At 71.0% G+C, this 13530-nt stretch carries 12 protein-coding genes; 11 read left to right on the top strand and 1 reads right to left on the bottom strand.

Annotated elements, in window-relative coordinates; translation table 11 throughout:
* The first annotated feature begins 109 nt into the window (after positions 1–109).
* From QC282_RS26660 to QC282_RS26635, 6 genes are all read left to right on the top strand, one after another.
* The gene (locus QC282_RS26660; protein WP_279552117.1) at positions 110–1174 is read left to right on the top strand and encodes a chorismate-binding protein; all 1065 of its coding nucleotides are present in this window, start codon (positions 110–112) and stop codon (positions 1172–1174) included.
* Between the two features lie 275 nt (positions 1175–1449).
* Positions 1450–1815: a bifunctional 3-phenylpropionate/cinnamic acid dioxygenase ferredoxin subunit gene (locus QC282_RS26655; RefSeq protein ID WP_279552116.1), complete on the top strand. Its 366-nt coding sequence runs from the start codon at positions 1450–1452 to the stop codon at positions 1813–1815.
* Positions 1812–3017 carry an NAD(P)/FAD-dependent oxidoreductase gene (locus QC282_RS26650; RefSeq protein WP_279552115.1) on the top strand — a complete coding sequence of 402 codons (1206 nt, stop codon included), beginning with the start codon at positions 1812–1814 and terminating at the stop codon, positions 3015–3017. The genes QC282_RS26655 and QC282_RS26650 overlap by 4 nt, the downstream gene beginning before the upstream one ends.
* A gap of 77 nt (positions 3018–3094) precedes the next feature.
* Positions 3095–3925, top strand: coding sequence for a dihydropteroate synthase (folP, locus tag QC282_RS26645; protein WP_279552114.1), 831 nt, complete (start codon positions 3095–3097; stop codon positions 3923–3925).
* Positions 3926–4016: 91 nt separating this feature from the next.
* The gene (locus tag QC282_RS26640) at positions 4017–4379 is read left to right on the top strand and encodes a bifunctional 3-phenylpropionate/cinnamic acid dioxygenase ferredoxin subunit (RefSeq protein ID WP_279552113.1); all 363 of its coding nucleotides are present in this window, start codon (positions 4017–4019) and stop codon (positions 4377–4379) included.
* Positions 4376–5539 (top strand): NAD(P)/FAD-dependent oxidoreductase, encoded by a 1164-nt coding sequence (locus QC282_RS26635; protein ID WP_279552112.1) that lies wholly within the window; start codon positions 4376–4378, stop codon positions 5537–5539. Before QC282_RS26640 ends, QC282_RS26635 begins: the two co-directional genes overlap by 4 nt.
* Before the next feature lie 68 nt (positions 5540–5607).
* Here the strand turns inward: QC282_RS26635 and QC282_RS26630 are convergent, their stop codons facing one another.
* Positions 5608–6354, bottom strand: a complete 747-nt coding sequence (locus tag QC282_RS26630) for an IclR family transcriptional regulator (protein WP_279552111.1) — start codon at positions 6352–6354, stop codon at positions 5608–5610.
* Positions 6355–6541: 187 nt separating this feature from the next.
* On the opposite strand from QC282_RS26630, the gene QC282_RS26625 reads away from it, so the two are divergent.
* The 5 genes from QC282_RS26625 to QC282_RS26605 all read left to right on the top strand — a co-directional run bounded on the left by QC282_RS26625 (position 6542) and on the right by QC282_RS26605 (position 13520).
* Positions 6542–7378 carry a methylenetetrahydrofolate reductase gene (locus QC282_RS26625; protein ID WP_279552110.1) on the top strand — a complete coding sequence of 279 codons (837 nt, stop codon included), beginning with the start codon at positions 6542–6544 and terminating at the stop codon, positions 7376–7378.
* Between the two features lie 290 nt (positions 7379–7668).
* On the top strand, positions 7669–10107 hold the full coding sequence (locus QC282_RS26620) for an FAD-dependent oxidoreductase (protein ID WP_279552109.1): 2439 nt from the start codon (positions 7669–7671) through the stop codon (positions 10105–10107).
* Between the two features lie 37 nt (positions 10108–10144).
* On the top strand, positions 10145–11005 hold the full coding sequence (locus tag QC282_RS26615) for a bifunctional methylenetetrahydrofolate dehydrogenase/methenyltetrahydrofolate cyclohydrolase (protein WP_279552108.1): 861 nt from the start codon (positions 10145–10147) through the stop codon (positions 11003–11005).
* Positions 11002–12291: a serine hydroxymethyltransferase gene (gene glyA, locus QC282_RS26610; RefSeq protein ID WP_279552107.1), complete on the top strand. Its 1290-nt coding sequence runs from the start codon at positions 11002–11004 to the stop codon at positions 12289–12291. Before QC282_RS26615 ends, glyA begins: the two co-directional genes overlap by 4 nt.
* The gene (locus QC282_RS26605) at positions 12288–13520 is read left to right on the top strand and encodes a sarcosine oxidase subunit beta family protein (RefSeq protein ID WP_279552106.1); all 1233 of its coding nucleotides are present in this window, start codon (positions 12288–12290) and stop codon (positions 13518–13520) included. Before glyA ends, QC282_RS26605 begins: the two co-directional genes overlap by 4 nt.
* The last annotated feature ends 10 nt before the right edge of the window (positions 13521–13530 follow it).

Here is a 13530-nt window from a genome sequence, read left to right as displayed (position 1 = left end):
CCCGTCGGGGCGCTCGACTGCCACGGCGTCCCTCGGACGACACCCGCAGCCGAGCGCCCCGATCCACCCTCCGCCGCCAAATCCCCGCCTCCTCACTGGACGAACCGTCGTGCGCGATCTCGCCCCGCTGGCCCGCTTCGGCGGGCTCGTCGCCACCGACCTGCGTGATGTGACCAGCGACCCTGCCGCCCTGGAGTCCTCCGGCTTCTGGGCAGTCGTCGCGGACTTCGAAGGCCGTCTGGTCTGCGCCCGGTTCGGTGACGTGCGCCGCGAGCGGCCGCCCGCACCGGTGACCGGGGCCTGGCGCGGACCGGCCGCAGGCGACTGGACCTCGTCGCTGGACCGCGCCGCCTATATCGCGGGCGTGCGCCGCATCCGCGAGCACATCGCGGCGGGCGAGGTCTACCAGGCCAACCTCTGCCGGGTGCTCTCCGCGCGACTGCCCGACCCGGCCGCCGCGGACGTCGACGCGCTGACCATGCTTCTCGCCCGAGGCAACCCCGCCCCCTACGCCGGTACGGTCCGGCTCCCCGCACACGGCGTCGAGGTGGCCACCGCCTCGCCCGAGCTCTTCCTGCGCCGTACGGGCCGCACTGTCGAGTCCGGGCCGATCAAGGGCACCGGGCGCACGGCGGACGACCTGCAGGACAAGGACCACGCCGAGAACGTGATGATCGTGGACCTGGTCCGCAACGACCTGGGACAGGTCTGCGCCACCGGATCCGTGACCGTCCCCGCCCTGTGCGCCGTCGAGGAACACCCCGGCCTGGTGCATCTGGTCTCGACCGTCCGCGGCGAACTGGCGACCGGCGCGGGATGGCCCGAGCTGCTGGCCGGAACGTTCCCGCCGGGCTCCGTCACGGGCGCGCCCAAGTCCAGCGCGCTGCGCATCATCGACGCCCTGGAGACCGCGCCCCGCGGCCCGTACTGCGGCGGCATCGGCTGGGTCGACGCCGACCGGCGTACCGGTGAACTGGCAGTGGGGATCCGCACCTTCTGGATCCACCGCGGCGCCCCGGGAGGACCGGTGCTGCGCTTCGGCACGGGGGCCGGCATCACCTGGGGCTCCGACCCGGAGCGGGAGTGGGACGAGACGGAGCTGAAGGCCTCCCGGCTGCTGGCTCTCGCCTCGTCGAGGCCGCGTCGGGTGTCGAGACAGCCCCGTGCGGTCTGAAGCCCTTCAAGAGACCTGAAAACCGTGCGGCCGCACAGCGGGCGTGCCGACATCTGTCCGGTGTGCGCCCCGACGCCTTCGTGCCCGCAGGAGTTCGGGTGGCTGCCCGCCCCCGGCGTCAGCCGTGGGCTACCCGCCCCCCGGCGTCAGCCGTCGTGCCCGGCTCAGCCCCGACTCACTTTCTCCGGCCTTCCCTGTGCCTTGACAGGGCTTTGGAGCGCCCGCAAACTCGTTGCGTAAATCGCACACTGTTCCTCTATATGCAACGAGGTGTCATGGTGATTCCCGCGTGCCGTCTCGCCGATCTGCCGCGAGGCGAGTCCTACAGGCTCGAGACCGATCCGCCTGTCGCGGTGTTCCACACCGAGGACGGCGAGATCTATGCCATCGACGACACCTGCACCCATCAGGACGCCTCGCTGTCCGAAGGCTGGCTGGAGGGGTGCTGGGTCGAATGCCCGCTGCACGCTTCGAAGTTCGACCTTCGAACCGGCAGCGTGGACGCCCCTCCGGCAAGGCTCCCGGTGCGCACCCATGAGGTCCTCGTCGAGGACGGCATGATCCACGTGGTGCTGTCCGACGCCCCGCCGAACCTGCCGCCCTCCTGCACGGCCGCCCGTCTGGCCGGAGGCTCCGCATGAAGACCGTGGCCATCGTGGGCGCCTCGCTCGCCGGACTGTCCGCCGCCCGTTCGCTGCGCGGCCAGGGCTACGACGGGCGCCTCGTCATCATCGGCGACGAGCCTCACCGCCCCTATGACAGGCCGCCGTTGTCGAAGGAGTTTCTCACCGGCGCGCTTGACGACGCCGAACTCGCCCTGGAGACGGAAGGCGAGGACCTCGGTGCCGAATGGATCCTCGGCGCACGAGCCGTCGGCCTGGGGACCCGGGACCGCTCCGTGCGACTCGCCGACGGCAGGGAGGTGCGCGCGGAGGGCGTCGTGATCGCCACGGGAGCCGCCGCGCGGACCCTGCCCGGCACCGACGGTCTCGTCGGTGTGCACGTACTGCGCACGCTCGACGACGCCCGGGCCCTGCGGGACGATCTGGCGTGCGGTGGCCGACTGGTGGTCGTCGGCGGCGGGTTCGTCGGCGCCGAAGTGGCCTCGACGGCTCGCGGCATGGGCCTCGAGGTCACGTTCGTCGCGGCCGGTCCCGCACCGCTCGCCGGCGCGCTCGGGCCCGACATGGCGGCAGCCGTCTCCCTGCTGCACGGTGATCACGGCGTCCGCCTGCTGTGCGGGACCGGCGTGCGAGGGATGACCAGCAGGCCGGACGACGGCTCGGGGGAGGGCAGGGAGAGGGTGACGGCCGTCCTGCTCGACGACGGCCGCAGCATCCCGGCCGACACGGTCGTCGTAGGGATCGGCGCGACTCCCTGCACCGGGTGGCTCGAGGGGTCGGGCGTCGTGCTCGACAACGGCGTGCGCTGCGGGGCCGACGGCACGACGAGCGTGCCGGGCGTCGTCGCGGTCGGCGACTGTGCCGCCTGGTACGACCCGGTTCTCGGCGTCCATCGCCGAGTCGAGCACTGGACCGGCGCCAAGGAACGCCCGTCGGCGGCTGCGGCCGCCCTGCTCTCCGGCGGGGACGTCCCGTCCACCCCGCCCCGCCCGCCGTACTTCTGGTCCGACCAGTACGGCGTGCGGATCCAGTTCGCCGGGTATGCCGCACAGGCCGACAGCGTGACGGTGGAGGACGGCGACCCGGCCGACCGGAGTTTCCTCGCGGTCTACCGGCGCGCCGGCCACCCGGTGGCCGCCCTGGGAGTGAACCGGGTCAAGCCGTTCACGCGCTGGCGTCGGCAGCTGGCGACCGCCACGGTCCGGGCCGGGACCTCATGAGCACCGCGACCCGGACGGGTCAGGGAGTTCCCGCGCCGTACCCACGCGGGCTTCCCCGGCCCGGCCGGACCCTGGTCATGGGCATCGTGAACGTCACGCCCGACTCGTTCTCCGACGGTGGGCGGTGGTCCGACCCGCAACGGGCCGTCGCGCACGGGCTCGCGCTGATCGACGAGGGTGCGGACATCCTGGACGTGGGTGGCGAGTCGACCCGCCCCGGGGCCCTGCGCCCGCCGGTGGAGGAGGAGCTGAGGCGCGTACTGCCCGTCGTCCGTGAACTCGCTGCCACCGGTGTGCCCGTCAGCGTCGACACCATGCGGGCCGAGGTCGCCGCGCGCGCCATCGAGGCCGGCGCGAGACTCGTCAACGATGTGTCGGGCGGGCTCGCCGACCCCGCGATGCTGCCGCTGGTGGCGCAGGCCGGGACGCCGTACGTGGCCATGCACTGGCGTGGGCACTCCGCCGACATGCAGACGAACGCCGTGTACGGCGATGTCGTCACCGACGTGGCCGACGAGTTGCGGCTGCGGGTGGAGGCGGCGCTGCACGCCGGCATCTCGCCGGACCACCTCATCGTCGACCCGGGTCTCGGGTTCGCCAAGCACGCCGATCACAACTGGCAGTTGCTGGCCCGCCTCGGGGAGATCGTCGCGCTGGGCCGGCCGGTCCTCGTGGGCGCGGCGCGGAAGTCCTTTCTGGGCCACCTGCTGGCGGACCCGGCGACGGGCCGGCCCCGTTCTGCGCGGTTGCGGGACGCGGCCACGTCGGCGGTGTCCGTCCTGGCGGCCGCGCAGGGCGCCTGGTGTGTCCGTGTCCACGACGTCGCCTCGACGTCGGACGCGGTGCGCGTGACGGCCCGTTGGGGCCTGGAGGCCGCGGCAGCGACGCCGCGGATGTCGCAGCTGTGAGGGCCGCGAATGCCTTGACAGGGATTCGTGGCCGCCCTCAGACTGGCGTTGCGTTCAACGCAATCCGTTTCGCTATACGCACCGAGGTGTCATGATGATTCCCGCGTGCCGTCTCGCGGATCTGCCGCGAGGAGAGGCTCACCGGCTCGACATCGATCCGCCGGTTTCGGTCTTCCACACCGACGACGGCGAGGTCTTCGCCATCGACGACACCTGCACCCATCAGGACGCCTCGCTCGCCGACGGCTGGCTGGAGGGCTGTGAGGTGGAATGCCCGCTTCACGCTTCGAAGTTCGACCTCCGGACGGGGGCCGTCGATGCTCCACCGGCCAAGCTCCCCGTCCGCACCCACGAGGTCGTCGTCCAGGACGGCATGATCCACGTCAAGCTGTCCACGGAGGCCCCCAATCTGCCGCCATGTGTCGCGGCCAGGCTCGCCGGCGGTCCCGCATGAGGACCGTGGCCGTGGTGGGGGCCTCGCTCGCAGGCCTGTCCGCGGCGCGCTCATTGCGGAAACAGGGCTTCGACGGGCAGCTGATCGTCATCGGCGAGGAACCGCACCGCCCCTACGACAGGCCGCCGCTGTCCAAGGAGTTCCTGGCCGGCAAGATCGATGAAGGCGATCTGGAACTGGAGCAGGACGGCGAGGACCTGGCGGCGGAGTGGCTGTTCGGCGCCCGCGCCACCGGGCTCGACAGGGAACGGCGTGCCGTCCGGCTCGCCGACGGCCGAGAGGTGAGGGTCGACGGCATCGTCATCGCGACCGGCGCGGCCGCGCGGACTCTGCCGGGGGCGCACGGCCTGGCGGGTGTGCACACGCTGCGCACCCTGGACGACGCCCGTGCCCTGAGGGAGGACCTGGCACTGGGCGGCAGGCTCGTCGTGATCGGCGGCGGGTTCATCGGAGCCGAGGTCGCCTCCACCGCATACGCCCTCGGACTCGACGTGACGGTCGTGGAGGCGGCACCCACCCCGCTGGCCGGACCGCTCGGCGAGGGTATGGGCCGCATCGTCTCCGCCCTTCACGCGGATCACGGCGTACGGCTGTTGTGCGGCGTGGGCGTCAAGGGACTGAGCGGTGACACCCGGGTCAGTGCCGTTCTGCTCGACGACGGGCGTACCGTCCCGGCCGACACCGTCGTCGTCGGTGTCGGCGCGCGCCCGTGCGTCGAGTGGCTGGAGGGCTCCGGCGTCGCGCTCGACAACGGCGTGAAGTGCGGTGTGGACGGCCGCACCAGTCTGGCCGGCGTGGTTGCTGTCGGTGACTGCGCTTCCTGGTATGACCCGCGGGCGGGCGCGCACCGCCGCGTCGAACACTGGACCGGTGCCCGGGAGCGGCCGGACGCGGCCGTGGCCGCGCTGCTGTCGTGGGGTGCGGCGCAACCGGGCGTGCCCAGGCCGCCGTACTTCTGGTCCGACCAGTACGGCGTGAAGATCCAGTTCGTCGGCCATGCGGCGGGCGCGGACAGCGTGACGATCGAGGAAGGCACCCCCGAGGGCCGCGACGTCCTCGCCGTCTACCGGCGCGCCGGGCGTCCGGTCGCCGTGCTCGGCATGAACCAGACACGGCTGTTCACGCGATGGCGCAAGCAGCTAGCGGCACCGCCGCCCTGACCGCGGCGGCGCGACCGGTCCGCGGCGTCCTCCCGGGAACGCACGGCGACCCCGACCCGCGCGCCGTCTCAGCCCGGGTAGCCCATGCGATGGCTGATCTCATCCGCGCCCTTGACCAGCACGGGAGCGAGTTCGTGCATGAGCTTCTCGGTGAGCCGGTACGCGGGCCCGGAGGCGCTGAGGGCCGCGATGACGTTTCCGTCCCGGTCGCGGACCGGCGCGGCCATGGCGTGCAGCCCGACCTCCAACTCCTCCAGGGTCCAGGAGTAGCCACGCTCCCGGGTCTCGGCGAGGTTCTTCTCGAGCTGAGTCTTCGTCGACAGGGTGTGCGGGGTCATCTTGTTCAGGCGCATCTTCGACAGGAGCGCGGCGCGTTCCTTGGCCGGCATGTGCGCCAGGAGGACCTTGCCGCTGGAGGTGGCGTGCAGCGGGGTCAGCTGGCCGACCCAGTTGTGCGCGGTGATGGCACCGGGACCGCGCACTTGGTAAAGGTTGATCGCGTAGTGCTCCCGCATCACGGCGACGTTGACGGTCTCGCCGATCTCGTCGGCGAGACGTTCGCAGACCGGGCGGCTCTGCTGGGTGATGTCGATCCGTCCGGTGACCGCGCCGGCGAGGCGCACGATGCCGAAGGCCAGACGGTACTTGCCGCGCTCGCCCACCTGTTCCACCAGGCCTCGCGTCTCCAGGGCGCCGAGCAGCCGGAACGCGGTGGACTTGTGCACCCCGATGTCGGCGGCCACCTCACTGACTCCGGCCTCTCCGTGCTCGGCCAGGATCTCCAGCACGGTGATGGCGCGGTCGACGGACTGCACGCCGCCGGCTTGCGAATCTGTCGCTTCGTTATCCGGACGGAAGTTGCTCATGGCGCAACCATACTCCTAGTAAACATCGACGACAGCGGCGCACGCCACAGGCTCGGCATGGAACGTTGGAGTTGCGCAATGTGCAACTGCATCGCATCATGCTGAGTTCCTGGCTCGGGCCGCGAAAGAAGGTGCGATGACCGGTGAATCCTTCCGCGCGCTCCTGCGCAGCGTCCGTTACGAAGTGCTGCCCGCGAGGGCGACCGAAGACAAGGTGCTTGCCCACGTTCCGCGCGACATCGCCGTCACGGTGACGGCTTCGCCGGTCAAGGGCCTGGAGCCCACGCTGGACCTCGCCACCCGGCTCGCGGCCCACGGCTTCCGCGTCGTACCGCACGTGCCCGCACGGCTGTTGCGGGACGACGCACACGTGAAGGATGTCGTCGACCGGCTCCGCTGCGCCGGTGTCGACGACGTCTTCGTCCCGGCGGGCGACGCCGATCCGCCGGCCGGGCCCTACGACGGTGCGCTGCCGTTACTGCGCAGGCTGGACGCACTGGGCAGTCCCTTCGCTCAGGTCGGGATCACCGGATACCCCGAGAGTCATCCGCTGATCCACGACGATCTCACCATCCAGGCGATGTGGGACAAGCGGGCGCACGCCACCTACATCGTCAGCAACCTCTGCTTCGACCCGCGGTTGCTCGGTGACTGGGTGGGCCGGGTGCGCCGTCGCGGCGTGACCCTGCCCCTGCGCGTGGGGGTCGCGGGGCCGGTGCAGCGGGCCAAACTGCTGTCCGTGGCGGCGAAGATCGGCGTGGGGGAGTCGACCCGCTTCCTGACCAAGCACGCGTCCTGGTTCCTGCGCTTCGCGGCCCCCGGCGGCTACTCGCCCGGCCGGCTGCTCGCCCGCAGTGCCGGAGCGCTCACCGAGCCCTCCGCGGGAGTGGCCGGCCTGCACGTCTTCACCTTCAATCAGATCGCCGAGACCGAGCGGTGGCGCCGTGCCCTGCTCGACCGGTCGGACGGCTGAGCCTTCCGACGTCGAAGCCGTGTGCGACACGGCCGCGCCGAACGGTGCGAGCAGCGGAACCGGGCCACCGGACGGCGGCCCGTACTGTCTCGCGCCGGATGATCGGGCGGCCGTCTGCAGGGCCCGGCAGGCCTCCTCGACGGCCTGCCGGGCCCTGTTGTGTTCCGGCCTGTTTCCCGACGTCACGGACCTCTTGACACTCACCCCCTCGGGGGGCACATTGAGTTGCGCAACCTGAACTGTGTTGCGTAACAAGCAACTAAAACGTTTTCAACGTCGGAGGTGCGGCGATGGCGGGACCCCGGGTGGTCATCATCGGAGCGGGCGTCGTGGGAGCGGCGCTCGCCGACGAGATCTCCGAGCGAGGCTGGACCGAAGTGACGGTGGTCGACCAGGGCCCGCTCCCTGCCACGGGGGGCTCGACATCGCACGCCCCGGGCCTGGTCTTCCAGACCAACTCGTCCAAGACCATGACGGAAATGGCCCGCTACACCGTCGAGAAGTTCTGCTCGCTCGAGGTCGACGGCAAGCCCTGTTTCCTCCAGGTCGGCGGCCTGGAGGTGGCGACCAGCCCTGAGCGCGTCGCGGAGCTCCAGCGGCGCCACGGGTGGCTCACCTCATGGGGCATCGAGGCCCGGCTGATCGGCCCCGAGGAGTGCGTCGAACAGCACCCGCTCGTGAACCCGGACAAGGTCCTCGGCGGTCTGCTGGTTCCGACCGACGGCCTCGCGAAGGCCGTCCTCGCCGTCGAGGCGCAGATCCGCCGGGCCACCGAACGCGGCGTGCGCTTCCTCGCCCGTCACGAGGTCCTGGACGTCCAGCACACCGAGGGCCGGGTGACCGGCGTCCTCACCGACCAGGGCGAGATCCCCGCCGACATCGTCGTGTGCTGCGCCGGCATCTGGGGCCCGAAGATCGCCCGCATGGCCGGTATGAACCTGCCTCTCACACCGCTCGCCCACCAGCTCGCCTGGACCGGCCCCGTCCCGGCGCTGGCCGGCCAGACCGAGGAGGCGGTGCGCCCGATCCTGCGGCACCAGGACGCCGACCTCTACTACCGCGACCGCTTCGACGGCCTGGGCATCGGCTACTACGGTCACCGCCCCATGCCGATCACCGCCGACGAGATCCTGTCCGTGGACGACGCCGACGAGATGCCGTCGGTGCTGAAGTTCACCGAGGAGGACTTCGAGGAGGCCTGGACCGAGACCCAGTCACTGATCCCCGCCACCCGCGAGGCCAAGGTCGAGGAAGGCATCAACGGCCTGTTCTCGTTCACCACCGACGGCCTGCCCCTCCTCGGCGAGTCCCCGGACGTCAAGGGCTTCTGGGTCGCGGAGGCCGTGTGGGTCACCCACTCCGCCGGCGTGGGCCGGGCCATGGCCGAATGGCTGGTCGACGGCCACTGCTCGTCCTTCGACCTGCACGAGTGCGACGTGAACCGCTTCGAGCCGCACCAGTTGGCCCCGGAGTACGTGCTGGCCCGCGACTGCCGGAACTTCGCCGAGGTCTACGACATCCTCCACCCGCTCCAGCCGCCGGAGGACCTGCGGCCCCTGCGCACCAGCCCCTTCTACGCCCGCCAGCAGGAACTCGGCGCCTTCTTCCTGGATGCGAACGGCTGGGAGCGCCCCCAGTGGTACGAGGCCAACGCGGGCCTGGTCGAAGGCCGCTCCATCGTGACCCCCAACGACTGGGCGGCGCGCTTCTGGTCGCCCATCGTCGGCGCCGAGGCGCAGGTCACCCGGGAGACCGTCGCGATGTACGACATGACGGCCCTCAAGCGGCTCGAGGTGAGCGGGCCCGGCTCCGCCGCCTTCCTGGAGCGGCTGTGCACCGGCAAGATCGACAAGTCCGTCGGCTCTGTCACCTACACCCTCCTGCTCGACCATGACGGCGGCATCCGCAGCGACATCACCGTCGCCCGGCTCGCCCCCGACCGCTTCCAGATCGGAGCCAACGGCAACCTGGACCTCGACTGGTTCACCCGCCACCTGCCCGCCGACGGCACCGTCCAGGTCCGCGACACCACCGCCGGCACCTGTTGCATCGGCCTGTGGGGACCGCTCGCCCGCGAGGTGCTCCAGCCGCTCACGGACGCGGACTTCTCGCGCGACGGCCTGAAGTACTTCCGGGCCAAGCAGGCGTACATAGGCTCCGTGCCCGTCACCGCGATGCGACTGTCGTACGTCGGCGAACTCGGCTGGGAGCTCTACACCACCGCCGACCAGGGACAGAAGCTGTGGGACACCCTGTGGGAGGCGGCCCGGCCGCTGGGCGGCATCGTGGCGGGCCGCGGCGCCTTCAACAGCCTCCGCCTGGAGAAGGGTTACCGCTCCTTCGGCACCGACATGACCTACGAGCACGACCCCTACGAGGCCGGTGTCGGGTTCGCCGTCAGGCTCGACAAGGGCGACTTCATCGGCAAGGCCGCGCTGGAACAGCGCAAGGCCGACGTGCGACGCAGGCTGACCTGCCTCACCGTCGACGACCCGCAGGCCGTCGTGATGGGCAAGGAGCCGGTGTACGACGGCGACCGCCCCGTCGGCTACGTCACCAGCGCCGCCTTCGGCTACACGATCGGCAAGGGCATCGCCTACGCCTGGCTCCCGGCGGAGCTCGCCACCACCGGCCGCACCCTGCAGATCGGCTACTTCGACCGGCGCGTCGAGGCGGTCGTCGCCGAGGAGCCCCTGTTCGACCCGACCATGTCCCGCCTCCGTGGCTGACGCACAGCGCCGACATGAAGGAAAAGGAGCACTGCCGGTGAACGCACAGCTGCTCGACGGCAAGGCGACCGCCGCCGCCGTCCGCCGCGAACTGGCCGAACGCGTGGCCAAGCTGACCGCCACCCTCGGCCGGCCGCCCGGCCTCGGCACCGTCCTGGTCGGTGACGACCCGGGCAGCCACGCCTACGTCTCCGGAAAGCACCGGGACTGCGCGCAGGTGGGCATCGCCTCCCTGCGCCGGGAACTGCCCGCCGACGCCACCCAGCAGCAGGTCGAGGAGGTCATCGACGAGCTCAACGCCGACCCGGCCTGCACCGGCTACATCGTCCAACTGCCGCTCCCGCGCCACCTGGACGCGAACGCTGTCCTGGAACGCATGGACCCGGCCAAGGACGCCGACGGCCTGCACCCCGTCAACCTCGGCCGGCTCGCCCTCGGCGTCGAGGCCCCGCTGCCCTGCACACCGCGCGGCATCGTCGAACTGCTCCGCCGCCACGACGTGCCGCTAGCGGGAGCGCGGGTGTGCGTGGTCGGACGGGGCATCACGGTCGGCCGTCCCATCGGACTGCTGCTCACCCGCAAATCCGAGAACGCCACCGTCACCCTGTGCCACACCGGCACCAAGGGCCTGTCCTGGCACCTGCGCGAGGCGGACATCGTCATCGCCGCCGCAGGCTCGCCCGAGCTGATCACCAAGGACATGCTGCGCCCCGGCGCGGCGGTCCTGGACGTCGGCATCACCCGCACCGATCGGGGACTGGTCGGCGATGTGCACCCGGACGCGGCCTCGGTCGCCGGGTGGCTCGCGCCGATGCCCGGAGGTGTGGGCCCCATGACCCGAGCCATGCTGCTCGCCAATGTCGTCGAGGCCGCCGAGAGGAACGCGAACACCGTATGAACGCGCTGAACACCCCCCTGGCGGAGCTGGACCCCGAGGTCCACGCCGCGCTCCGCGCCGAACTGCACCGCCAGCAGTCCACCCTCGAAATGATCGCCTCCGAGAACTTCGCCCCCACCGCCGTGATGGAGGCTCAGGGATCGGTCGCGACCAACAAGTACGCCGAGGGTTACCCCGGCCGCCGTTACTACGGCGGTTGCGAACACGTCGATGTCACCGAGCGGCTGGCCATCGAGCGGATCAAGTCCCTCTTCGGCGCCGGGTTCGCCAATGTCCAGCCGCACTCGGGCGCCCAGGCGAACACCGCCGTCTTCTTCGCGCTGCTCCAGCCCGGCGACACCGTCCTCGGCCTGGACCTCGCGCACGGCGGGCACCTCACCCACGGCATGCGCATCAACTACAGCGGCAAGATGCTCAACATCGTGCCGTATCACGTGTCCGAGGCGGACAACCTCGTCGACATGGACGAGGTGGAACGCCTCGCCAAGGAACACCGCCCCAAGATGATCATCGCGGGCTGGTCGGCGTACCCACGGCAACTGGACTTCGCGGCCTTCCGACGGATCGCCGACGAGGTGGGCGCCCTGCTGATGGTCGACATGGCGCACTTCGCGGGTCTGGTCGCCGCCGGGCTGCACCACAACCCCGTGCCGCACGCGCACGTCACCACGACGACGACCCACAAGACGCTCGGCGGTCCGCGCGGCGGAGTCATCCTGACCAACGACGCCGACCTCGCGAAGAAGATCAACTCGGCGGTGTTCCCCGGTATGCAGGGCGGACCGCTGGAGCATGTCATCGCCGCCAAGGCGGTGGCATTCAAGGTGGCCGCGTCACCCGAGTTCGCCGACCGCCAGGCCCGTACCCTCGCCGGCTCCCGAATTCTCGCCGAGCGGCTCACGCGGCCGGACGCGGCGGCGGCCGGAGTGAAGGTCCTCACCGGTGGCACGGACGTGCACCTGGTCCTGGTCGACCTGCGCGATTCCGAACTGGACGGCAAGCAGGCCGAGGACCTTCTCCACCGGATCGGCATCACCGTCAACCGCAACGCGGTCCCCTTCGACCCGCGGCCGCCCATGGTGACCTCGGGACTGCGCATCGGCACCCCCGCACTGGCCACCCGAGGCTTCACCGACGAGGACTTCGCCGAGGTCGCCGACGTGATCGCCCTGGCGCTCCAGCCCAACCCCGACATCGAGGACCTGCGCGGCCGCACCGAGGCCCTCGCCGCCAAGCACCCGCTCTATCCGCACCTTTCCGAAGCAGAAGCCGGAGACGCACGATGAGTCCCCGAACGCCCGGCGCCGACCTCCCGGACCACCCCGACTGGTTGTGGCGCACGCCCGAACCCAAGCGGTCGTACGACGTGGTGATCGTCGGCGGCGGCGGCCACGGCCTGGCCACCGCCCACTACCTGGCGAAGAACCACGGCATCACCAACGTCGCCGTCCTGGAGAAAGGCTGGCTCGCGGGCGGCAACATGGCCCGCAACACCACCATCATCCGCTCCAACTACCTGTGGGACGAGAGCGCCGGCATCTACGAGCACGCGCTCAAGCTGTGGGAGGGGCTGGACGAGGAGCTCGACTACCCCATCCTGTTCTCGCAGCGTGGCGTGCTGAACCTCGCGCACAGCCTCCAGGACGTGCGCGACAGCGTCCGCCGCGTCGAGGCGAACCGGCTCAACGGCGTGGACGCCGAATGGCTCGACGCCGAGCAGGTCAAAGAGGTCTGCCCGATCGTCAACATCTCGCAGGAAGTGCGCTATCCGGTGCTGGGCGCGACCTACCAGCCGCGCGCCGGCATCGCCAAGCACGACTACGTCGCCTGGGGCTTCGCCCGCTCCGCCGACGCGGCCGGGATCGACATCATCCAGAACTGCGAAGTCACCGGCATCGACGTCGTCGACGGCCGCGTCGTCGGTGTGCAGACCACGCTCGGCCCGATCGCGGCGGGGAAGGTCGCGCTCTGCTCGGCCGGCCACACCTCGGTGCTCGCCGCCATGGCCGGCATCGAACTGCCCATCCAGAGCCACCCGCTGCAGGCGCTGGTCTCCGAGCTCCTCGAGCCGGTGCATCCGACCGTCGTCATGTCCAACGCGGTCCACGTGTACGTCAGTCAGGCACACAAGGGCGAGCTGGTGATGGGCGCGGGCATCGACGCGTACAACGCCTACACCCAGCGCGGCGCCTTCCACATCATCGAAGAGCAGATGTCGGCCGCCCTGGAACTCTTCCCCGTCTTCGCCCGCGCCCACGTGCTGCGCACCTGGGGCGGCATCGTCGACGTCAGCCCCGACGCCTCACCGATCGTCGGGCTCAGCCCCGTCGACAACCTCTACCTCAACTGCGGCTGGGGCACCGGAGGCTTCAAGGCCACCCCCGGCGTCGGCTGGGTCTACGCCCACACCATCGCCCATGACACCCCCCACCACCTCAACGCCCCCTTCTCGCTCGACCGTTTCACCACCGGCGCGCTCGTCGACGAGCACGGCGCGGCCGCGGTAGCCCACTAGGGAGCCGAAC

The organism is Streptomyces sp. DH24, from assembly GCF_029813775.1.
GTDB lineage: Bacteria > Actinomycetota > Actinomycetes > Streptomycetales > Streptomycetaceae > Streptomyces.
Note: the sequence above shows the minus strand (reverse complement) of the source record. Positions and strands in the feature narration are given on the sequence as shown.

What these genes read in the sequence shown, in the direction of transcription:
- QC282_RS26625 (WP_279552110.1), top strand. Translation starts at nt 6,542, where the DNA reads ATGACCGGTGAATCCTTCCGCGCGCTCCTGCGCAGCGTCCGTTACGAA.
- QC282_RS26605 (WP_279552106.1), top strand. Translation starts at nt 12,288, where the DNA reads ATGAGTCCCCGAACGCCCGGCGCCGACCTCCCGGACCACCCCGACTGG.
- QC282_RS26620 (WP_279552109.1), top strand. Translation starts at nt 7,669, where the DNA reads ATGGCGGGACCCCGGGTGGTCATCATCGGAGCGGGCGTCGTGGGAGCG.
- QC282_RS26640 (WP_279552113.1), top strand. Translation starts at nt 4,017, where the DNA reads ATGATGATTCCCGCGTGCCGTCTCGCGGATCTGCCGCGAGGAGAGGCT.
- QC282_RS26650 (WP_279552115.1), top strand. Translation starts at nt 1,812, where the DNA reads ATGAAGACCGTGGCCATCGTGGGCGCCTCGCTCGCCGGACTGTCCGCC.
- glyA (WP_279552107.1), top strand. Translation starts at nt 11,002, where the DNA reads ATGAACGCGCTGAACACCCCCCTGGCGGAGCTGGACCCCGAGGTCCAC.
- folP (WP_279552114.1), top strand. Translation starts at nt 3,095, where the DNA reads ATGGGCATCGTGAACGTCACGCCCGACTCGTTCTCCGACGGTGGGCGG.
- QC282_RS26655 (WP_279552116.1), top strand. Translation starts at nt 1,450, where the DNA reads ATGGTGATTCCCGCGTGCCGTCTCGCCGATCTGCCGCGAGGCGAGTCC.
- QC282_RS26635 (WP_279552112.1), top strand. Translation starts at nt 4,376, where the DNA reads ATGAGGACCGTGGCCGTGGTGGGGGCCTCGCTCGCAGGCCTGTCCGCG.